Origin of the sequence: Bradyrhizobium sp. CCBAU 11361, from assembly GCF_028128935.1 — a bacterium.
Lineage (GTDB): Bacteria > Pseudomonadota > Alphaproteobacteria > Rhizobiales > Xanthobacteraceae > Bradyrhizobium > Bradyrhizobium niftali.
In genome coordinates this window covers 1-19,501 of record NZ_LBJZ01000187.1, presented here as the reverse complement: position 1 = coordinate 19,501, position 19,501 = coordinate 1, and the positions used below count along the sequence as shown (strand labels likewise).

The window sequence follows — 19,501 nt, the reverse complement described above, 5'->3', positions numbered from 1 at the left end:
TCGGCGCAAGCTCTACGAGAGGGTCCACTCCCGATAACCGAGATTGTTGTCGGCGCGGACAAGGTCCGCGACGACCACCGGACCGGTGGCTACAGGCAGGTTAGACCCCGCATCAATGTTGCTGCGGTCGCCTTTGACCGTCGCGCGGACGAGCAAAGCGTTTCTCTTTCCTGCCTGTGGAGTCCACTCGAACGGCCCAAAGATCGCGGATGGTTCACCGGGTGATACATCCATCGTCGTATTGTTTGGGTTCACTGGCGACCACTGGCCCGATTGGGCATCCCAAGTGTCCGCATAGTTGCCGACGGCTGTGAAAACATCCACCGATGCCGCGGTCGCGATCTGGGCGCCGCGATTCCCAAGTTTGACGTAGACATAGTTCACATAGCCCGGGCGCGGCGTCTGATCATCCGACTGGCCGTCCGCGGCGTTGCGGACCCAGAAAACAGCAGGGAGTGCGTGCCAGTGGTTGCAGTACTTGTATTGCCCGCCACGGCCGTCATCGACGTAGATGTCAATCGGCGGTGCGCTGCCCGGCGTGTTCTGGCCGGGCGAAGACGTCTGATAAAGACCTTGTTGCTCAAAAGCCCAGCGGACAACCTTGTGAAGCATTCCGCCCAGCCGCCTCGATCCGTCGTAGTCGAGATAAGGTGTGCCGACATCGGCGTCCATCAAGGCTGTGGCGAACTGGCTCGCCTCGCGGGTCGGCTGCGTCGCGACGGAACCGAGCGACGCGATCGCGCGTACGATGAGGTAAGCAATGTAGTATGCAGTCGCCGTGCGGGCGTCGACATCCGGCGCCTCGTCGGGGCGAACCGAATCGCCGCCAGCGGCGAGATAGAGCTGGAACAGGGTGGTCGACAGGATCTGCTCGGAGTTGTAGCCGGCGGGATCGCGCGGCCCGTAGGTCGGATTGGGTTTCTCGTACAGAGTGCCGTTCCAACCCCACCCTTTCGTGACCTCACGGTCGTGGCGCCGCAACGGCAGCTGGATGAAGGGGAACGTCACCCCCCGCCACGCCTTCGGGAGCTTTGACGCCGGATCACACATGATCGCGCCGAGCGCGTCACCGGCGCTGTGCGCGAAGTCGAATTCGGTCGAGCCAGTCGCAGCCAGGATCAGGACGTGGCAGAACTCATGCCAGACGAAGCGCACGTCGGCGACAAGCCCAAGAGGGTGCTTCCAAGTGTCCGCGAAATCCGCAAGCCCGAACAACATCCTGACGTCCCACTCTGTCGCCATTTGGTCGGGGCGGAACGGGGTCACATAGGCATTGATGCCGCGGCCGTCATGGGCTCCCGAGCCCGTCAACATCTTGGCTCGATGTTCGACGGTCAACGGTAGTGCAACCTTTCCAAAATAGTCTTTCAGAACAAACCCGAATCCCTGGACCAGTTGCATCATTGAATCGCAATGACAGTAGGCGCTGACCGCGGCGAACTCGTTGGTCCGAGCCGTGAAGGCGAAGGGAGGCCGCTGCACCGGCGGATCGTAGTCGTCACCCAGCGCCGCCGGCGTGAGCACCGTCACGCGCGGCCCCGACAGCTTCCGACGCCCGCCACCGGCGTGATCGAGATCTAGCAATCCGACCGGATCGCGCTCGGGATCGAGCAAGTCGGCGCCGCCGTCGGGGCGCAGCTTGAAGCCGCCTGTCTTGCTGTCGGGATCGCTGAGGAAGGCATATCCAGCGCAAGCCGACGCGATCGGGGCCTTGCGGATAAGCCTGGCTTCGAGAGGATCAAAGAGGACCTGGTGCGCAATGGAGTCGCCGCTCGCCATCGGCAAGAAAACGGTGGCGGCAGCCGCCAAGCCAAGCCCGCCATCCTCGTACGCGGTGCTGGGCCCGCTTCGATGATACGCAACAAGCTGTCCATCTGCGATTGCGTCCGGCGACACAAAGCCCAGAACAGGGCCGAGCCAGTCCGAGATCAGTTCCGCGGGGAGGCTGTCGGCCCACTCCGGATCGAAACGGCGAAACACCCTTTCCACGAAGCCCGGTTTGATCGACAGATTGGCATGCATGAGTAACGTTGATCGGGCACTGGTGATTTGCCACCGGCCGGTCCGCCGCCCGTAGTGTGCGACGAGACGTATGCTGCCACCCCGAACATCGGGGATGAAGTCAGTACCCCCGACCTTGATCGGAATTGTTTGCTGACACCAGACGATCGTCGTCTCGATCTCGCCGTTGCGCTTCAGTTCGCGCGGCTGCGACCATCGAAATCTTGATTTGCTGGATCGCCCTGGTCCGTCGGAGTCGGTCGTGTGGTCAAGGTGGTCCAAATCGTCGTCGCTGAGCGGCAGCAAAGGCGGATCGGTGTGGGACGCCAGCCTCAGATACTCGAACGCTGCTCGCTTCGCTGACACGTCAGGGTCGGCCACCGCCGGCGTTTGCAGATGGCGCAACTCACGAATAACCCCGTCCGCATCCTTCTCAATCAGAAGATCTGGTTCTTGCGGAAGATACATAGCTCACCTCAAGGGGTCTCGATCTCCGGCACGACGGAGCCCGAGCATGCCCTTGACCATTGCGCGAGGCAAGCGTCCTTCTCCCGCCGGAGCTGCGGAGAAGGGGCAGCGGATGCCACTGGAATCACTATTGATTTCGTTTGCCATCTCCTCGGGCCGCGGACCGGACGGCTCGTTTCGCCGCATGGCGGTCCGCATCACGCTCCGTTGCGAGGGGGGATCGAACCTGCCTCGCGGATTCCGCGGTCCCTTAGCTCAGCCGGACAGCGCGACAGTTTCCCCGCGCGGCCACGGCCCAAGAAATCTCTTCCCGGGATTGCCATCCCGGGTCCAGTACGCTCGCGCGGGCTTGAGCGTCAGAGCATCTTGCCGACGATCTTTGTCATATCTGCCGCCGAAAACGCGCGCAGCGTTTCGGTGCGGACGTTGCCGAGCGCGCTGAGACTAAGGCTCAGCGACATCGCGGCAGCCTCATCTGGAGCCTCGAGAACGGTTACAACGTCATATCGTCCCTGCGTCCAGACGATCTCTCTCACGCTCACGCCGAACGTTTTGGCCATCTCCTTGAAGGCGTCGGCCCGCTTCGGCGAGTCCTTGACGTTGCGGACTCCCTGATCAGTGAAGTTCGCCAGCACGACATAGGTTACCATGGTCGTCCTCCCTGGTTAGAACCCAGATACAATTCTCGCTTGAGGCAACCGCGCCCAGCTTGCCACGGCGGCTGAGACAGCGCTACTCGCGCGTTGGGAAGGTCAGCGGATGTGACTTATTCGGTCAGGACAACGGCCGCGCGAAGCTGAGCTCATGGCCGTCGGGGTCGGTGAGATGGAAGTAGCGCTCACCCCATTCTGCATCGCGCGGCGTGGTCGACGGCTGCCATCCGGCGGCGCGTGCGCGCTCGTAGGTCCCGTCGACATCGGCGACGTAGAAGATGATGCGGCCCCACCAGGACCAGCGCTTGTCGTCCGGCTGCGCCGTCAGGTTGAGATAGCCGGTGCCGGCGCGAAAGCTGGTGAATGCAGCGGCTTCGCCGCCATACAGGAGCTCGAACCCCAGCGAACGGTAGAAGTGCACGGCGCGCCCCATGTCATGCGTGCCGAGCGTGATGGCGCTGATGCTTTCGATCATGTGAGCTGCTCCGCCGAGAGGGACCTGGGCGCGATTGTACAGCCGCCTTGTTCAGGTTGACGATGATCCGGCCCGCCATGCGGCTGGCGAACCGTAACCTGCTCTGCTATGAGGGGGCCGAACCCGCACCCGCAGGTTCCGCGGTCCCGTAGCTCAGCCGGATAGAGCGACGGTTTCCTAAACCGTAGGTCGGAAGTTCGAGTCTTCCCGGGATCGCCATTTTGTCATGGGCAATGGCCGCTATTTGGCGGGCTCTTCGGCGCAAAACTTGCTACAGGCAACAGACTTCCCTCCTGGCCACGCCGACATGTCGGCCGCGCCTTACTGCCCTATCCGGAGACCATGATGCCTTTCGACCTGATCCTGCGCGGCGGCCGTGTGGTCGACCCGTCCCAGAAGCTCGACGCCGTGACCGACGTTGCCTTTTCCGGCGGCAAGGTGGCGGCGATCGGCAGCGGGCTGAAGGCCGATCCGGGCACGGAGGTGCGCGACGTCTCGCAGCTCATCGTGACGCCGGGACTGATCGATCTCCACACCCACGTCTATTGGGGCGGCACCTCGCTCGGCATCGATGCGGAGGAATTCTGCCGCCTCTCCGGCGTCACCACCGCGGTGGATACCGGCAGCGCGGGGCCCGGCAATTTCGCGGGCTTCCGCAAGCATGTGATCGAGCCGAGCCAGGTCCGCATTCTCGCTTATCTGCACGTCTCGCATGCCGGCATCTTCGGCTTCTCGCACCGGATCATGGTCGGCGAGAGCGAGGAGTTGCGGCTGATGAATCCGATCGAGGCGGCCAGGGTCGCCGATGCCAACCGCGACCTCATCGTCGGCATCAAGGTGCGCGTCGGCCTGCATTCCTCGGGCACCTCAGGGGTCGTGCCGCTCGACATCGCGCTCGAGGTCGCGAACGAGGTCGGCATGCCCCTGATGGCGCATATCGACCACCCGCCGCCGAGCTATGAAGAGGTGCTGGCGCGCCTGCGTCCCGGCGACGTGCTGACCCATGCGTTCCGTCCCTTCCCCAACACGCCGGCGACGGCGCAGGGCACGGTGAAGAAGGCGGTGCTGGATGCACGCGAGCGCGGCGTGCTGTTCGACATCGGCCACGGCAAGGGCTCGTTCGCCTTCAAGACCGCGCGCGCAATGCTCGCCAACGGCTTCTATCCGGACACCATCTCCTCCGACATCCATCAGCTCTGCATCGATGGCCCGGCCTTCGACCAGGTGACGACCATGTCGAAGTTCTTGTGCATGGGCATGGAGCTGTCCGATGTGATCGCGGCCTCGACGGTGAACGCGGCGATGGCGCTGCGACGCCCCGAGCTCGGCAGCCTCAAGCCGGGTTGCGTCGGCGACGCCACGCTGATCTCGGTCAAGCCGGGCCAGTTCGACTATGAGGACGTCGTCGGCGAGCACTTGATCGGGGATCGCAAGATCGTTTCGGAGGGCGTGGTCATCGGCGGCCGCTGGTGGCATCCGAATTGAGCGGATCAGGCTTGCTCGCGATAGAATTGCAGCAGCCGCGCGCCCGCCGGCGAGAGCCAGTCGGGTGCGCCGGTGATGTAACCCTCGACGTGATTGCTCGCGCCGACCAGATAGGTCACCGGCATGCCGACGAACGGGAAGACCGAGGTTGAGGCTTCCGCCGTCATGCCATACGCATCGACGTAGCAGGCGAGGTTTTGCACGGCGAGACCGCCGAGGAACGCGCGGATCTTGCGCAGGTCCTTCGTGTCGGTGCAGATCGCGACGACGTCGAGCCGGTCCGGCCGCGATCCCGCGAGGCTTGCGAGCACAGGCAGATCGAGCCGGCAGGCCGCGCACCACGTCGCCCAGAAGTTGACGAGCGTGATCCGGCCCGGCCGCGCCGTCAGCACAACGTCTTTTCCATGCAGGTCCTGAAGCCCGAGCTGTGGCATCATCGCGCGAGGCCGCACGACGGTAAACTGGCTGCGGCCGGCCTCGAACACCGGCGGCCAGGCGGGATTGCCGCCCTGCGCGCGGCTTGCGCGCGGAGGGACAAGGATCGCCGGCGCGACCATCAGCAGCGCTCGTCTGGACAGTGTCGTGCCGCGCGCCGCCTCACGCATGGATATAGGCCCAGCCCTTCAGTTGCAGATCGACGACGCGCCCGATCCCGAACGGGATGAGGCTGGCGCCCGCGATCAGCGGAATCGAGACCTGCTCCTTGGCTTCCGCGATCGCCTTTGACGACGCGCACATGCTGTAGGTGAGATTGGGCAGCGATTGCCGCAGCGTCGCGAGCGGCTCGACCAGCGGAGTCTTGTCTGCCCTGAAGACGTCGATGCCCTTGCCGTTGGCGACGACCTCGATCAGCAATCGCGCGCCCTTGTCGGCGAAGTGCTTTGCGAGGTTGGCCGAGTAGCTGATCGCATGTCCCATGACATAGGGCTCGTTGCTGTCGATCAGGATCACGACGCCGTCGGCGAGACGGTCCTCCCTGGCGGCGGCGCCGCCCGCGGTGAGGACCGCGGTGCCGGCGAGCAGGCCCCTCCGGGACCATCCATTGGCTGACATCATGGCGGCGGCGTTCCTGCCGCTCAGAACTGACGTGGCGCGATCGGCGCCTTGCGGCCGCGTCCCCACAACACGAACAGGCTGAGCGCAAGCAGGACGACATTGAGCGGCGTGACATCGGCCTCGCCGCGCGAGAGGTGGAAGGCGAGCGCGAACACCTGCAAGACCGTGCAGCCCAGTGCGGCCAGCACCGTCAGCCGCGGCAGGATTCGCGTCAGGGCCGGAAGCAGGATGCCGATCCCGCCGGCGAGGTCGATCAGCCCGATGATTCGGACGAACGTTTCGGAATACTGGCCGGCCCAGGGCATCATAGCGGCGAGCTGAGGGATGGGCGTGAGCAGCTTGACCAGCCCGGCCGAGGTGAACACGAAGAAGATCAGGCCCTGTGCGGCCCACAGGCCGATACGAAGGGCGCGGCCCGGGGTGGCGGTCTCGAAGGTGGTGGCGGACATGGTGGGTCTCCAGGATGTGAGGGTTGCCACCATTTGATGGTTTCGCATTATTTGATCATTATGCGTTCCAGGATTAATTCATTTCCTGGATGTTGATGATCTCATGGATTCGCTGGTCAGTATGAGGGTGTTTTGCCTGGTCGCGGAGCTGAAGAGCTTTGCGACCGCGGCACAGCGCCTGCGCATTTCTCCCGCCATGGCGAGCAAGCACGTGATGCAGCTCGAGAAGCGGCTGGGCACGCGGCTGCTCAACCGCACCAGCCGGCGGGTCAGCCTGAGCGAGAGCGGCGCGCTCTATTTCGAGCAGGCGCGGCAGATGCTGGATTCGCTCGACGAGGTCGAGGCCGCCGTCAGCAAGGCGACGGTCGTTCCCCGCGGCACGTTGCGGCTGACCGCGCCGGTGTGGATGGCGAATGCGATCTTCGCGGGCGTGCTGGCGGATTACCAGACCCGCTATCCGGAGGTGTGTCTCGACGTCGATCTCAGCGGGCGGCTGGTCAATCTGGTCGAGGAGGGATTCGATCTCGCTTTGCGCGCGACCGGCACGCTGGACGAGGCGTTGATCGCGCGTCCCATCACCAAGGTCCCGTTCTTGTTGGTTGCAGCCCCTGCGTTCCTCAAACGCGCCGGACGCCCGACGAAGTTCGCCGATCTCTCAGGCCAGTCGCTGTTGCACTATGCGCTTTATCCGGGAGAGAGCTTCTCCCTGAACAGGAACGGCACGGTCGAGACCATCAAGCTCAACCCGGTCCTGCGCAGCGGCAACGAGACGCTGCTCCACATGGCCGCGCTGGAAGGCATGGGCTTCGCCTTCCTGCCGAAATGGCTGGTCGCGGACGACATCGCCGCCGGTCGGCTCGTGCACATCCTGCCCGACGACATCATCTTCGAAGGGCGCCTGTTCGCGGTCTATCCGAGCCGCAAATACCTCTCCGCCAAGGTGAGGACCTTCATCGACTTCATCGCCGCCGACAAGCGGATGAGGTGAGCGGCTACGGCAACCGCGGGATCAAAGGCGGCCCGGTCAGTCGCGTCCTGCTTCCATGATCGTCCTGGCAAGGCGTGCCGGATCGGAGAAGCACAGTTCGTGGCTCCCCGGCACCTGCACGAGGCGGAACAGGCCGAGCTTTTCCGACAGACGCGGATGCCAGGGATAGCCGTGCGGTAGCGCGGTGTCTTCGGTGCAGTTGATGTAGGATTTTGCCAGCGGCATCTCCGCCGGATTGGTCTTCAGCGCGATCTTGTCGCTGAAGGTCTTCAGCGGATGCGGATTGAGAATGTCGTAGGCGCGCTGCGCCAGTTCGAGATTTGCGTCGTTGATGAAGGCCTCGCGCCAGATCGGGAACGGTAGCACCACCGAGCCGTCGCCGCGCTCGGCCGCGATCATGTCGAACAGCCCGATATAGTGCGGCGGCACCATGTCGTTGAGCGATTCGCCATGGTTGGGCACGAAGGCGTTCCAGTAGACGAGGCGGCGGATGCGCTCCGGCACGAGGTCGGCAACGCCGGTGATGACCATGCCGCCATAGGAGTGGCCGAGCAGGATCACATCCGTCAGGTTGTTCTCGGCGAGATAGTCGGCAATCGACTGGATCGCCTCCTTCAGCCCCGTCGTCTTGGCATCGCCCGGGCGGTTGCCCTTGATGGTCGGGAGGTGGACCTGATGGCCGGCGGCCCGGATCGGCGCTGCGACCGGTTCGAGCTCGGCACCAGTGTGCCAGGCGCCGTGAACGAGAACGTAGGTCGACATATTGTAGCTCCCTCGGAAGGCTGGTTAGATTGGCGGGGCGATGGCCTTGCCGGCTGAACGCCGGTCTTTGTCGTTGTTGCCGCCATATTGAACCGGCCGGGATGCCGCGCGCTTGTCTGGCGCTGAACCGGATTGGTCTCGGAGCGAACTGATGGAGCAGGTCAATTCTATGAGCCGGCCGCGGCACGCGATCTGGAACACCGCGGAGACCCGGCCGGACGAGCAGTTTTCCTATTACCGCGAGGCGATCTGCCAGGCCTTCATGAACCTGACGCCGGAATCGGCGACGACGTCGCGCTTCCCGGCCAAGGTGGAGACGATCGGGCTCGGCGCCGGCGCGATCAACCGGGTGATGTTTCCCGAGCACACCGTGAATCGTTCGCGCGCCGATATCGCGGCATCGCGCGCCAGCTGCTTCTATCTCAACTTCAAGCTCGCCGGGCGCTGCCGCATGCTCCAGGATGGCCGCGAGGTCAGCCTGTCGCGCGGCCAGGTCGGCATCGTCGACAGCGACCGCGAGGTGACGCTGTTGCACGATCGCGGCCCGACGCTGGAGGTCGCTTCGTTCTGGGTGCCGTCGCGTGCCTTGCGCGACCGGCTGCCGCCGTCGTTCGATTTCAGGGCCGAGCGCGTGTCCGACGATCCCCATGTCGGTCACCTCATCGTCGAGACCGCGCGCTCCCTGAACGCCGGCGCATTGCGGATGACGGAAGAGGACAGCGTTCGGCTGTTCGACGTGCTGCTCGATCTCGTTGCGCTCAGCCTGTCGCGCCGCTCGCGGGCGCAGACGGCGGAAGCCGCAAGTTTTGCGGACGCCACCGTGCTGGCGCTGCGCCGTGCCATCCACGAGCGGCTGCGCGAGCCGGGATTGACGGTCGCGGCGGTCGCCGGCGCGGTCGGCATCAGCGAGCGCTACGTCCACAAGCTGTTCGAGCGCTCCGGCACGACGTTCTCGGACTATGTGATGGATCGCCGCCTCGTCGGCGCGGCGGCCGACCTGAAGCATCCGGCACTCTGCGGCCGCGCGATCGGCGCCATTGCGTTCGACTGGGGCTTCTCGGACCTCTCCCACTTCACCCGGCGCTTCAAGCAGCGCTTCGGCTGCCGGCCGCGCGACTGGCGGGCACGGTGAGGCGGGGGCTTGTGCAACGCTGTCGCCCGGATGTCCCCGCGTCGTCCCGGCGAAGGCCGGGACCCATACCGCGTGATCTATCAATCGCGAAAGGTAGGAGTACCGAACCGCTAGTCTTCGCCAAACCTCTCCCTGTGGTTATGGGTCCCGGCCTTCGCCGGGACGACAGTGTTTCTTGTGGTTGCCATACTGCCTCAAACGCCTTCGCCTGAGGTGAAGCAGAGCTACAGCGACCTTGCGATCAGCAGCTTCATGATCTCGTTGGTGCCGCCGTAGATCTTCTGGATGCGGGCATCGACGAAGATGCGCGAGATCGGGTATTCCTGCATGTAGCCGTAGCCGCCGAACAGCTGGAGGCATTCGTCGGCGGTCTGGACCTGCTTGTCCGAGCACCAATATTTCGCCATCGATGCCGTCACCGTGTCGAGGTCCTTGGCGACCAGGCGCTCGATGCACCAGTCGACGAAGACGCGCGCGATCATCGCCTCGGTCTTGCGCTCGGCGAGCGTGAAGGCGGTGTTCTGGAAGTCCATCAGCGGCTTGCCAAAGGCCTTCCGTTCCTTGGTGTACTCGGTGGTGAGCTTGACCGCGCGCTCCATCGAGGCGACGGCGCCGACCGCGAGCGCGAGGCGCTCCTGCGGCAATTGCTGCATCAGCTGGACAAAACCCTGGCCTTCCTCCTTGCCGAGCAGGTTTTCCGGCGGCACGGCGACGTTGTCGAAGAACAGCTCCGACGTATCGGAGGCATGCAGGCCGATCTTGTCGAGGTTGCGCCCGCGCTTGTAACCGTCCGCGCCTGAAGTCTCGACCACGATCAGCGAAATGCCCTTGGCGCCTTGCTCGCCGGTGCGCGCGACGACGATGACGAGATCGGCGGCCTGGCCGTTGGTGATGAAAGTCTTCTGGCCGTTGATGACGTAGGAATTGCCCTGCTTCTTCGCGGTGGTCTTGACGGCCTGGAGGTCCGAGCCGGTGCCGGGCTCGGTCATGGCGATGGCGCCGACCATCTCGCCGCTCGCCATTTTCGGCAGCCAGCGCTTCTTCTGCTCCTCCGAGCCGTAGTTGAGGATGTAGTGCGCGACGATGGCGCTGTGCACGGAGACGCCGGTCGTCAACTCCGGCACGGTGCTCTCGAGATCATCCAGCACGGCGGCATCATAGGCGAAGGTTGCGCCCAGGCCGCCATATTCCTCCGGCACGCTCGCCAGCAACGCGCCCATCTCGCCGAGCCCGCGCCAGGCGAAGCGGTCGACCATCTTCTGCTCGCGCCATTTTTCGGCATGCGGCGCCAGGTCCTTGGCAAGATACTTCCGGAACTGGTCGCGAAAGACGTCGAGCTCTTCGGTCATCCAGGAGGAGCGGTAGGACATGGTTACCTCGGTTGATGCGGTGTTCCGGCTTGGTAGGCTGGCCGGCGGCGACAATTATTGTGTTTTCAGGCTGCGCCGGTGACGCTACCAAGGCGGCCGGAATAGCGTCTGTCGGGATGGCTGATTGTGGCGACCAAAACTCAAGAGCTCAAGCTGGACATCGAGCGCATCGGCACGGTCTCGGCGATCCTGACGCAGCCGAAAGATGCGCGCGCCTGTTATGTGCTGGCGCACGGCGCCGGTGCCGACATGCGGCATTCCTTCATGGAGAAGGTCGCTGCGGGCCTCGCGAACCGTGGCATCGTGACCTTCCGCTTCAATTTTCCCTACATGGAGAAGAAGCTGGGACGTCCCGACCAGCCGGCGGTCGCGCACGCCGCCGTTCGCGCAGCGGTCGAGGAGGCGGCGCGGCTGTGCCCCGGCGTGACGCTCGTCGCCGGCGGCAAGTCCTTCGGCGGGCGGATGACGTCGCAGGCGCAGTCCAAGGCTCCATTGCCGGATGTCAAAGGGCTCGCCTTCCTCGGCTTTCCCCTGCACGCCGACAAGAAGCCGTCGACGGAGCGCGCCGAGCACCTCGCCGGCATCGCAATTCCCATGCTGTTCCTGCAGGGCACGCGCGACGGGCTTGCCGATCTCGGCCTCCTCAAGCCCGTGATCGATGCGCTCGGTCCGAAGGCGACGCTGCACGAGGTCGAAGGCGGCGATCACTCCTTCGCGGTGCTGAAAAAGTCCGGCCGCAGCAACGAGGAGGCGCTGGCGGAGGTGCTCGACGCGCTCACGGCCTGGATCGACGGGCTCGCCTGAAGTTCAAGCCGAGTAAAGCCCCTTGTCGCGCGCCTTCTGGATCGCCAGCGCGGCGATCAGGTCGAGGGTCGGCGTCGACAGGCCGCCGGTGCGCGCGAAGGCGGCGGGCGCCTTCACCAGCACGTCGATCTCCATGGCGCGGCCGAGCTCGTAATCCTGGAGCAGCGATGGCTTGTGATTGGGGGCGGGGCCGCTGCGCGTCACGCGCTTCACCTCGGGAATGAAGTGCTGGGCGATGTCGTTGGCCTCGTTCAGCATGCGCGGGATGACTTCGGCGAACGCAGGGTCGTCGCGCACGCCGCGCGCGGTCTGGCCGGTGAGCAGGCACAGCACCGACAGCGACATGTTGGTCAGCAGCTTTGACCAGATCGCCTCACGGATCTCGGCCACCGGTGGCGATTCCAGTCGCGCATCGTTGAGGACGCCGCGGAGTTTCGTGATGCGCTCGCAATTGCGGTCGTCGCATTCGCCAATCAGCAGGCGGTTGCGGTCCGGCGTGAGGTTCTGCACCACGCCGGGCGCGATCACCTCGTTGGAGGAGAAGACCACGCCGCCGATGATCCGCTCCTTCGGGATGCAGGCGCGCAGGCGACCGCCCGGATCGAGGAAGGAGATGTCCGGCGGGGTGGGATGCCGTGGCGGCAGGCCGATGCCGTACCACCAGGGAATGCCGTTTTGCGCGAACACGATCGCGGTGTCGTCTTGCAGCAGCGGTTTGATGCTGGAAACCAGTCCCTGAAGCGCGGTGGCCTTCAGCGTGCTGATCACCACGTCCTGCGGGCCGAGCTGGGCGGGATCCCCTGATGCGTTCACCTTGGCGGTGACCTCGGAATCACCGACGCGCAGCTTCAGGCCGCCTGCGCGCGCCGCCTCCAGATGCGCGCCCCGCATCACGCATGACACCTCATGGCCGGCGCGTGCCAGCCTGACCGCGATGTGGCTGCCGACGGCGCCCGCGCCGAAAATGCAGATGCGCATGTATGTCCCGTCCCTGATCCCTTGGTGCCGTCAGGCGACAGCATGACACAAGCCGCCATGCGATGGACGCGGCCGCCCTACGCCGGAAACATATGGATCGGGATGCGTTGCCTCGGCCATAGTGTGCACCAAACAAACGACCGGAGGATCGCCGATGACTGCCAGCCCCGTCCTGTGGACCCTTGATGCGCGTGGGGTTGCGACCGTCACGCTGAACCGGCCGGAGGTCAACAACGCCTATGACGGCGCGCTAATCGCGGGCGTGCTCGCAGCCATGGACGATCTCGGCAAGAAGCCCAATCTGCGGGTCGTGGTTCTCAAGGGCAACGGCAAGCATTTCCAGGCCGGCGCCGACCTCAAATGGATCAACGGCGTGCGGCCGCAATCGACCGAGGCCAACGAAGCGGCGTCACGGGCGACGTTCGAGGCCGTGCAGCGGCTCAACACGCTGCCGATCCCGACGGTCGCGCTGGTACAGGGCGGCTGCTTCGGCGGCGGCACCGGCGTGATCGCGGCCTGCGACGTCGTGATTGCGGCGGACAATGCCCTGTTCTCGATCACGGAGGTGCGATGGGGCCTGACCGCCGCGATCATCATCCCGCAGCTTTGCGACGCCATCGGCGTGCGGCAGGTGCGCCGCTATGCGCTGACCGGCGAGCGCTTTGGTGCCGAGGACGCCCGCCGCATTGGCCTTGTCCACGAAGTCGTGCCGCTCGCCGAGCTGGAGGCCGCCGGCGCCAAGGTGGTCGAGCAATTGCTCGCCAACGGACCGGAGGCGATGGCCGAGACCAAGCGGCTCGCGCTGGAGAGCTCGTTCGGCGGGATGGCGGTGGACGATGCGGCCTACGCGCGGCTCGTGCACCTGCATTCGGTCAGGCGCCAGAGCGCGGAGGCGGCGGAAGGGCTGGCGTCCTTTGCCGAAAAGCGTGCGGCGAAGTGGGGTGGCGGGACAGGCTGAGCGTTCTCCGCTCAGCAGCCGCGGCAGATGTTGTTGATGCTGCGATAGACGGCGTCGTCGTCCTGCCGCAACTCGCGCAGCGATTCGAGCGTCTTGCTCTCGTTAGCCGGCGCGGCGGGCTTGCGCTTTGCGGCCAGCTCTTCCTCCTGCCGCTTGTAGCAGGCTTCGCGATCGGCCTTGGCCTGGATGAAGCGGCAGTTCTGCTCCACGGCCGAGGCGGCGGTGGTTAAGATCGCAAGAGCAATCAGGGCTGGCAGGGCGAATTTCAAAAGCGTCGAATCCATTCGTTGAACCAAGATGCTCGTCGTCGCCCGGCTTGACCGGGCGACCCAGTACGCCGCGGCTTCTCCGTATACGTTTGGCGTCTCTGGAATACTGGATCGCCCGCCTTCGCGGACGATGACGGGGGAGTTTGATGGCACTTCTCTCAGGTCTGTCACGCCAGAGCAACTGCGATGTTGTGACAGGTGCCCGACACGGCGCGCACCGCGTAGCCCGGATGAGCGAAGCGATATCCGGGAATGTTGCGAAAGTCCCGCATGTCGCTTCGCTCATGCGGGCTACGCCACCTCACAATTGACACGGCTCACAGCGACGGCGCGAGCGACGTTTTTAGCAGTGTCAGCAGCGCCTGCACCGCGGCCGCATTGCGCCGCCGCTCGGGGATCGCGGCCTTGACCCACAATTCCGGAATCGGAAAGTCGCGCAGCACCGGCTTCAGCGTGCCGTCGCGCAAGGCATCCGCGACGAGATATTGCGATATCAGCGCGATGCCGTTGCCGGCGATCGCGCTGCGCGCCAGCACATGTCCTTCGTTGGAGGAGAGCAGCGGGCTGACCTGGATGCTGATGCGGCCGCGCGGCCCGTCAAAGATCCATTCGGGGCCGGTCGGCAGAAAGCTGAGGCAGCGATGCTCGACGAGGTCGCGCGGATGCTTTGGCGTGCCGTGCTTCTTCAAATAGGCGGGCGAAGCGCAGAGCAGCCGCTTCAGCGCGCACAGTGGCTCGTCGACCACGCCGCCGAAGGAGTGCGGGAAGGCGCCGATGGCGATGTCAAAGCCTTCGGTAACAGGATCGACCGGGCGATCGATCAGCACGATCTCGAGCTTCAGCCTGGGGTTCTGGGTCTGGAAGGCGCTGAAGGCGTCGGCGAGCCGCGCCACCGTCAGCGAGGTCGGGGCCTTGATGCGGAGGTGATCGACGAGATCGTGGCCCTTCTCGCCCATGCGCGAGAGCAGGTCGGTGGCATCAGTGACGACGCCGCGCGCGCGATGCACATAGCGCTGGCCGGCGTCGGTGAGGCGCAATTGCCGGGTCGAGCGGTGAAACAGCGGTGTGCCGATCCGCGCCTCCAGTTGCGTGACGCGCTTGGCCACGACCGAGGTCGAGACATCAAGCTTTCGCGCGGCGGCGGAGAAGCCGGCTGCATCGGCGGTGGCGAGGAACGCCTGAAGGTTCACCAGAATGTCCATCTCGACCTTTCGCGATTCGAGAAAGCTGATCGCGTATTTTGGTGGATTGTAGCCCGCCTCGCGTTAATTCATAGTCGGTCCCAAGCAAGGATTTTCAGGGATAGGACGCGCCATGCGGGCCACGACGATCGAAGAACCAGCGCGCCAGGTGCCGCTCTATGGCGAGTATGAAGTCGTCGTGCTTGGCGGCGGCCCGGCCGGCATCATCGCGGCGGCGTCCGCTGCGCGGGCGGGGCGGAAGACGCTGCTGATCGAGCGCTACGGCTTCCTCGGCGGCATGGGCACGGCAGCCGGCGTCACCAATTTCTGCGGCCTGCATGGCAACGTCTACGGCGAGGCCCACCGGCTGGTGCAGGGCATGGCGTCCGAGCTCCTGGCGCGGATCGACCTGCTCAACGGCCTGAACACGCCGCATCTGATCCTCGGCAAGGTCTTTGCCCAGGCCTACGACACCGCGGCCTACAAGATCGCGGCCGACGAACTCCTTGCCAGCCACAAGGTGCACATCCTCTTCCACGCGCTCGGCGCCGGCGTGGTGATGGGCGATAACAGCCGCATCGACGCGCTGATGGTCGAGACCAAGGGGGGCCGGCAGGCGGTGCGCTCAGAGATCTTCATCGACTGCTCCGGCGACGGCGATCTCGCCGTGTGGGCCGGCGCGCCGTTCGAGATCGGTGACGAACACGGCCATCCGCTGTACCCCTCGATGATGCTCCGCCTCAACGGCATCGATCCCGAGAGGGCGGGCGAGGCCTGGCGCACCATTCCGCAATTGATGGAAAAGGCGCTCGCCGCCGGCACCCACAAATTCCCGCGCAAGAGCGCCATCGTGCGGCCGCAGAAATCCGGCATCGAATGGCGGGTGAATTTCACGCAAGTTGCCCGCGAGGATGGCCACGCCATCAACGGCATCGAGCCCGACGATCTCACCCGCGGTGAGATCGAGGGCCGCAAGCAGGCGCTCGCCGCGTTCGAATTCCTGCGCACCGTGCCGGGCTTCGAAAAGTCCTACATCGTCGATTTGCCGCCGCAGCTCGGCATCCGCGAGACCCGCCGGATCAGGGGCGGCTACCAGCTCAGCGGCGAGGACGTGCTCGGCTGTGCCTCGTTCGAGGATTCCATCGGCGTCAACGGCTGGCCGATCGAGGCCCATGTCCCCGGCGACGTCGTCTTCACCTTCCCGCCCATTCCGGAATCCCGCGGCTACAACGAGCTGCCCTACCGGATGCTGGTGCCCGAAGGCGTCGACAATCTGCTGGTCGCCGGCCGCTGCGCCTCGATGACCCATGAGGGCCAGTCGGCCGCCCGCGTCTCCGGTGCCTGTTTCGTGATGGGGGAGGCTGCCGGTTCCGCCGCCGCGCTGGCGCTCTCCGGAAACCGGATCCCGCGTGACATCCCCATTGAAAAATTGCAGGAAACGTTGAAACAACAGGGCGCCTTCATCGGGCGGGACCAGCCCGTACCCGAAGGGCTTTGACGGGCTGCAAGACAACGACGGAGGAAACGGGATGATCGGGATTGCGCGGCTCGCGCTTGCGAGCCTTTTGGCGATCATGGCGACGGGCGCGGCGCAGGCTGAGGACGCGCTGAAGGCCAGGATCGGCGTGCTCCGCCTGTCCTCCTCCGCGCCGGTCTTCATCGCGCAGGACAAGGGCTATTTTCGCGAGGCGGGGCTCGACGTCGAGCTGAAGTTCTTCGACGCGGCGCAGCCGATCGCGGTCGCGACCACCTCGGGCGATGTCGATTTCGGCGTCACCGCCTTCACCGCCGGTCTCTACAATCTCGCCGGCAAGGGCGCGCTGAAGGTGATCGGCGGCATGAGCCGCGAGAAGGCCGGCTACCCCCTGATCGGCTATTTCGCCAGCAACAACGCCTATGCCGCCGGCCTGAAGACGCCGAAGGACCTCGCGGGCAAGCGCGTGGCAATGACGCAGGTCGGATCGTCCTTTCATTATTCACTCGGCCTGCTCGCCGACAAATACGGTTTCAAGCTCGCGGACGTGAAGATCGTCCCGCTGCAATCGCTGTCGAACGCGGCGGCGGCGCTCAAGGGCGAGACCGTCGATGCGGCGCTGCTGCCGATCTCCACGGCGCGCAAGCTGATGGATGAGGGCGGTGCGAAGTTCTTGGGCTGGGTCGGCGACGAGACGCCGTGGCAGCTGGGCGCGGTGTTCGCCGCGCCCAAGACGCTGACCAACAAGGTGCTGGTGACCAAGCTGCTCGGCGCCTTGGCAAAGGCCGACCGCGAGTATCACGACGTCATCCTCGCCGCGATGAAGGAGGGCGTGGCGCCCATCAACGAGCAGACCAAGCCGCTGCTGGAGATCATCGCGAAGTACACCAATCTGCCAGTCGAGCAGGTGGTCGGCAATTGCGCTTACATCGATCCCGACGGAAAGCTCGACGTCAAGAACGTCGACAACCAGATCAAATGGCTCCAGGAGCAGGGCTTTGCCGACAAGGGCTTTGATGCCAATACGATCATCGCCAAGGACTATGTGAAGGCGGACTGACCTTTCGTCATTCCGGGGCTCGCGAAGCGAGACCCCGGAATCTCGAGGTTCCCCGGTGCGCAATTGCGCACCTGAGGTCTGGTCCTTCGGACCATCCCGGAACGACGGGGCAGAGGATAGACAAGACAGAATGGACCTGATCGCCAACCACATCACCCACCGCTTCGGCGACCTCGCCGTGCTCGACGACGTCTCGTTCACCGTCAGTGCCGGCGAGGTGGTTGCGATCGTCGGGCCCTCCGGTTGCGGCAAGAGCACGCTGCTGTCGATCCTGGGCGGGCTGTTGCAGCCGACATCAGGCGCGCCCGAGCTGCGCGGGGCGCCGCCGGCGGACAGTCTCAATCCGCTGACCTTCGTGTTCCAGGACTTTGCGCTGCTGCCCTGGGCGACGGTCGAGGAGAACGTCGAATTCCCGCTGCTGCACGCCCAGCTCTCGGCGGCGCAACGCCGCGCGCTGGTCGAGGATGCGCTGCGCCGCACCGGCCTGACCGATTTTCGCCAGACCTATCCAAAGCAGCTCTCCGGCGGCATGCGCCAGCGCGTCGGCATTTCGCGCGCGCTTGCGGTCAGGCCCGCCATCCTGCTGATGGACGAGCCGCTCTCGGCGCTGGATTCGCAAACGCGCGAACTGCTGATGGAGGATTTCGTCCGCCTGCTCGCCGATGGCGGCATGGGCGCGGTCTACGTCACGCACAATCTCGAAGAGGCGGCGCGGCTCGCCGACCGCATCGTGGTGCTGTCGCGCCGGCCCGGGCGCATCCGAGAGGTCGTCACCGTGCCGATGACGCGCACTGAGCGCGGCGAAACCGCGGCGCGTGAAAAGCTGCTGGCGCTCCAGAACCAGATCTGGTCGCTGATCCGCCACGAGGCGATCGATGCCGAGCGCGAGGTCCAGCATGCTTGATCGCGCACCGTCGACGGAGACACCTGTAAAGAGCGAAGCGACGCGGCGCGTCCGCTTCCGCGGCGCCGGCTTCGTGCCCGCGTCGAGCCGGTTCGGCGGCTGGATCGCGCTGGCCCTCGTCATCGCGCTCTGGCAGGCGGCCGGCAGCGTCGGTCTCGTCAATCCGCTGTTCCTGCCGGCACCGTCGGCGATCGTGCGTGCGATCTACGAGCTCGCGATATCAGGCGCGCTCTGGCAGCACCTCTCGGCCTCGCTGCTGCGCATCGGCGTCGGCTGGCTGCTGGGCACGGCGGCCGGCATCGCCGTCGGCTTTGCCATCGGCCTGTCGCGGCTCGCGCGCAGCGTCGGCATCACCTTCATCTCGGCGCTGTTCCCGATTCCGAAGATCGCGCTGCTGCCGCTGTTGATCCTCTGGCTCGGCATCGGCGAGGAGCCGAAGATCGCGACCATTGCGCTCGGGGTGTTCTTCTCGACCGCGATCTCGGTCTATAGCGGCGTCGACGCGGTGCCGCGCAACCTCATCCGCATGGCGCAGAGTTTTAATGTCCCCTTCGCCACCATCGTGCGCAAGGTGATCTGGCCGGGCGCGCTGCCCGCAATCCTCGCCGGCTTCCGCATCACCGCCTCCGTCGCGCTGCTGCTCGTCGTCAGCGCCGAGATGATCGGCGCGCAATACGGCATCGGCGCGTTCGTGCTCCAGGCCGGCAATCTGATGCAGACGGACCAACTGCTCGCGGGCGTGGTGATCCTGTCGGTGTTCGGGTTGGCGGTGGGGAAGGTGATCAATCTGCTTGAGACGCGGCTGTTGCACTGGCGGTAGCCATGTTAGCAATGGTGATGTGGATGGAGGCGCGGCCACAACCCTGCCGTCGTCCCGGCGAAGGCCGGGACCCATAACCCCAGGGAGGGGTTTGGCGAAGACCCGTAGTTACCTTTCGTCGGTACGAATACCGCCGTTCCTAGTCACGTGAATCTAAAGTTCGCCACATAAAGTCTGCTGGGCTTTGTGGCAGAAGCGTTTGACGGAAGCCAAG

The 19,501-nt window shown here is 65.2% G+C and carries 20 protein-coding genes and 1 tRNA gene; 10 read left to right on the top strand and 11 right to left on the bottom strand.

The genetic code is table 11. The annotated features are described in order from the left end of the window. Positions 1 to 12 precede the first annotated feature (12 nt). The 3 genes from XI08_RS27605 to XI08_RS27595 form a co-directional block, all read right to left on the bottom strand. A complete protein-coding gene (locus XI08_RS27605; RefSeq protein WP_271576792.1) occupies positions 13 to 2,469 on the bottom strand; it encodes a hypothetical protein in 2,457 nt (818 codons plus the stop codon). Positions 2,470 to 2,825: 356 nt separating this feature from the next. Then, positions 2,826 to 3,119: a GYD domain-containing protein gene (locus XI08_RS27600; RefSeq protein ID WP_271576791.1), complete on the bottom strand. Its 294-nt coding sequence runs from the start codon at positions 3,117 to 3,119 to the stop codon at positions 2,826 to 2,828. Between the two features lie 124 nt (positions 3,120 to 3,243). After that, complete coding sequence (locus XI08_RS27595) at positions 3,244 to 3,597, bottom strand: VOC family protein (RefSeq protein ID WP_063980666.1); 354 nt, start codon at positions 3,595 to 3,597, stop codon at positions 3,244 to 3,246. Positions 3,598 to 3,739: 142 nt separating this feature from the next. On the opposite strand from XI08_RS27595, the gene XI08_RS27590 reads away from it, so the two are divergent. Both XI08_RS27590 and XI08_RS27585 read left to right on the top strand, forming a co-directional pair. Further along, positions 3,740 to 3,816 (top strand) — tRNA-Arg (locus tag XI08_RS27590). A 126-nt stretch (positions 3,817 to 3,942) separates the two neighbouring features. Next, entirely contained in the window at positions 3,943 to 5,082 is a 1,140-nt protein-coding gene (locus XI08_RS27585; protein WP_271576790.1) for an amidohydrolase/deacetylase family metallohydrolase, read from the top strand. 5 nt (positions 5,083 to 5,087) lie between these two features. On the opposite strand, the gene XI08_RS27580 is transcribed toward XI08_RS27585, so the two are convergent. The 3 genes from XI08_RS27580 to XI08_RS27570 are packed head-to-tail and all read right to left on the bottom strand — an operon-like array spanning position 5,088 to position 6,587. Continuing rightward, positions 5,088 to 5,687, bottom strand: a complete 600-nt coding sequence (locus XI08_RS27580; RefSeq protein WP_271576789.1) for a TlpA family protein disulfide reductase — start codon at positions 5,685 to 5,687, stop codon at positions 5,088 to 5,090. After that, positions 5,680 to 6,138, bottom strand: a complete 459-nt coding sequence (locus XI08_RS27575) for a DsrE family protein (protein ID WP_271576788.1) — start codon at positions 6,136 to 6,138, stop codon at positions 5,680 to 5,682. The genes XI08_RS27580 and XI08_RS27575 overlap by 8 nt, the downstream gene beginning before the upstream one ends. 20 nt (positions 6,139 to 6,158) lie before the next feature. Continuing rightward, positions 6,159 to 6,587 (bottom strand): DoxX family protein, encoded by a 429-nt coding sequence (locus XI08_RS27570; RefSeq protein ID WP_271576787.1) that lies wholly within the window; start codon positions 6,585 to 6,587, stop codon positions 6,159 to 6,161. A gap of 103 nt (positions 6,588 to 6,690) precedes the next feature. On the opposite strand from XI08_RS27570, the gene XI08_RS27565 reads away from it, so the two are divergent. Next, positions 6,691 to 7,575 (top strand): LysR family transcriptional regulator, encoded by an 885-nt coding sequence (locus tag XI08_RS27565; protein WP_271576786.1) that lies wholly within the window; start codon positions 6,691 to 6,693, stop codon positions 7,573 to 7,575. A 36-nt stretch (positions 7,576 to 7,611) separates the two neighbouring features. On the opposite strand, the gene XI08_RS27560 is transcribed toward XI08_RS27565, so the two are convergent. Next, the gene (locus tag XI08_RS27560; RefSeq protein WP_271576785.1) at positions 7,612 to 8,337 is read right to left on the bottom strand and encodes an alpha/beta hydrolase; all 726 of its coding nucleotides are present in this window, start codon (positions 8,335 to 8,337) and stop codon (positions 7,612 to 7,614) included. A gap of 151 nt (positions 8,338 to 8,488) precedes the next feature. On the opposite strand from XI08_RS27560, the gene XI08_RS27555 reads away from it, so the two are divergent. After that, positions 8,489 to 9,469, top strand: a complete 981-nt coding sequence (locus XI08_RS27555) for a helix-turn-helix domain-containing protein (protein ID WP_271576784.1) — start codon at positions 8,489 to 8,491, stop codon at positions 9,467 to 9,469. A gap of 224 nt (positions 9,470 to 9,693) precedes the next feature. On the opposite strand, the gene XI08_RS27550 is transcribed toward XI08_RS27555, so the two are convergent. Next, a complete protein-coding gene (locus XI08_RS27550) occupies positions 9,694 to 10,839 on the bottom strand; it encodes an acyl-CoA dehydrogenase family protein (RefSeq protein ID WP_271576783.1) in 1,146 nt (381 codons plus the stop codon). 126 nt (positions 10,840 to 10,965) lie between these two features. Here XI08_RS27550 and XI08_RS27545 point away from each other — a divergent pair, with 126 nt between their 5' ends. Next, complete coding sequence (locus XI08_RS27545) at positions 10,966 to 11,643, top strand: alpha/beta hydrolase family protein (protein ID WP_271576782.1); 678 nt, start codon at positions 10,966 to 10,968, stop codon at positions 11,641 to 11,643. 3 nt (positions 11,644 to 11,646) lie between these two features. Here the strand turns inward: XI08_RS27545 and XI08_RS27540 are convergent, their stop codons facing one another. Next, a complete protein-coding gene (locus XI08_RS27540; RefSeq protein ID WP_135174841.1) occupies positions 11,647 to 12,621 on the bottom strand; it encodes a ketopantoate reductase family protein in 975 nt (324 codons plus the stop codon). Between the two features lie 154 nt (positions 12,622 to 12,775). Here XI08_RS27540 and XI08_RS27535 point away from each other — a divergent pair, with 154 nt between their 5' ends. Further along, positions 12,776 to 13,579: an enoyl-CoA hydratase-related protein gene (locus tag XI08_RS27535; protein ID WP_271576781.1), complete on the top strand. Its 804-nt coding sequence runs from the start codon at positions 12,776 to 12,778 to the stop codon at positions 13,577 to 13,579. An 11-nt stretch (positions 13,580 to 13,590) separates the two neighbouring features. Here the strand turns inward: XI08_RS27535 and XI08_RS27530 are convergent, their stop codons facing one another. Both XI08_RS27530 and XI08_RS27525 read right to left on the bottom strand, forming a co-directional pair. Continuing rightward, entirely contained in the window at positions 13,591 to 14,019 is a 429-nt protein-coding gene (locus XI08_RS27530; RefSeq protein ID WP_271576780.1) for a hypothetical protein, read from the bottom strand. Between the two features lie 146 nt (positions 14,020 to 14,165). Then, entirely contained in the window at positions 14,166 to 15,050 is an 885-nt protein-coding gene (locus XI08_RS27525) for a LysR family transcriptional regulator (RefSeq protein ID WP_271576779.1), read from the bottom strand. Positions 15,051 to 15,162: 112 nt separating this feature from the next. Here XI08_RS27525 and XI08_RS27520 point away from each other — a divergent pair, with 112 nt between their 5' ends. From XI08_RS27520 to XI08_RS27505, 4 genes are all read left to right on the top strand, one after another. After that, positions 15,163 to 16,527: an FAD-dependent oxidoreductase gene (locus tag XI08_RS27520; RefSeq protein WP_271576778.1), complete on the top strand. Its 1,365-nt coding sequence runs from the start codon at positions 15,163 to 15,165 to the stop codon at positions 16,525 to 16,527. A gap of 31 nt (positions 16,528 to 16,558) precedes the next feature. Then, entirely contained in the window at positions 16,559 to 17,563 is a 1,005-nt protein-coding gene (locus XI08_RS27515; RefSeq protein WP_271576777.1) for an ABC transporter substrate-binding protein, read from the top strand. A 130-nt stretch (positions 17,564 to 17,693) separates the two neighbouring features. Continuing rightward, positions 17,694 to 18,467: an ABC transporter ATP-binding protein gene (locus tag XI08_RS27510; protein WP_271576776.1), complete on the top strand. Its 774-nt coding sequence runs from the start codon at positions 17,694 to 17,696 to the stop codon at positions 18,465 to 18,467. Continuing rightward, a complete protein-coding gene (locus XI08_RS27505; RefSeq protein WP_271576775.1) occupies positions 18,460 to 19,287 on the top strand; it encodes an ABC transporter permease in 828 nt (275 codons plus the stop codon). The genes XI08_RS27510 and XI08_RS27505 overlap by 8 nt, the downstream gene beginning before the upstream one ends. Positions 19,288 to 19,501: the final 214 nt, after the last annotated feature.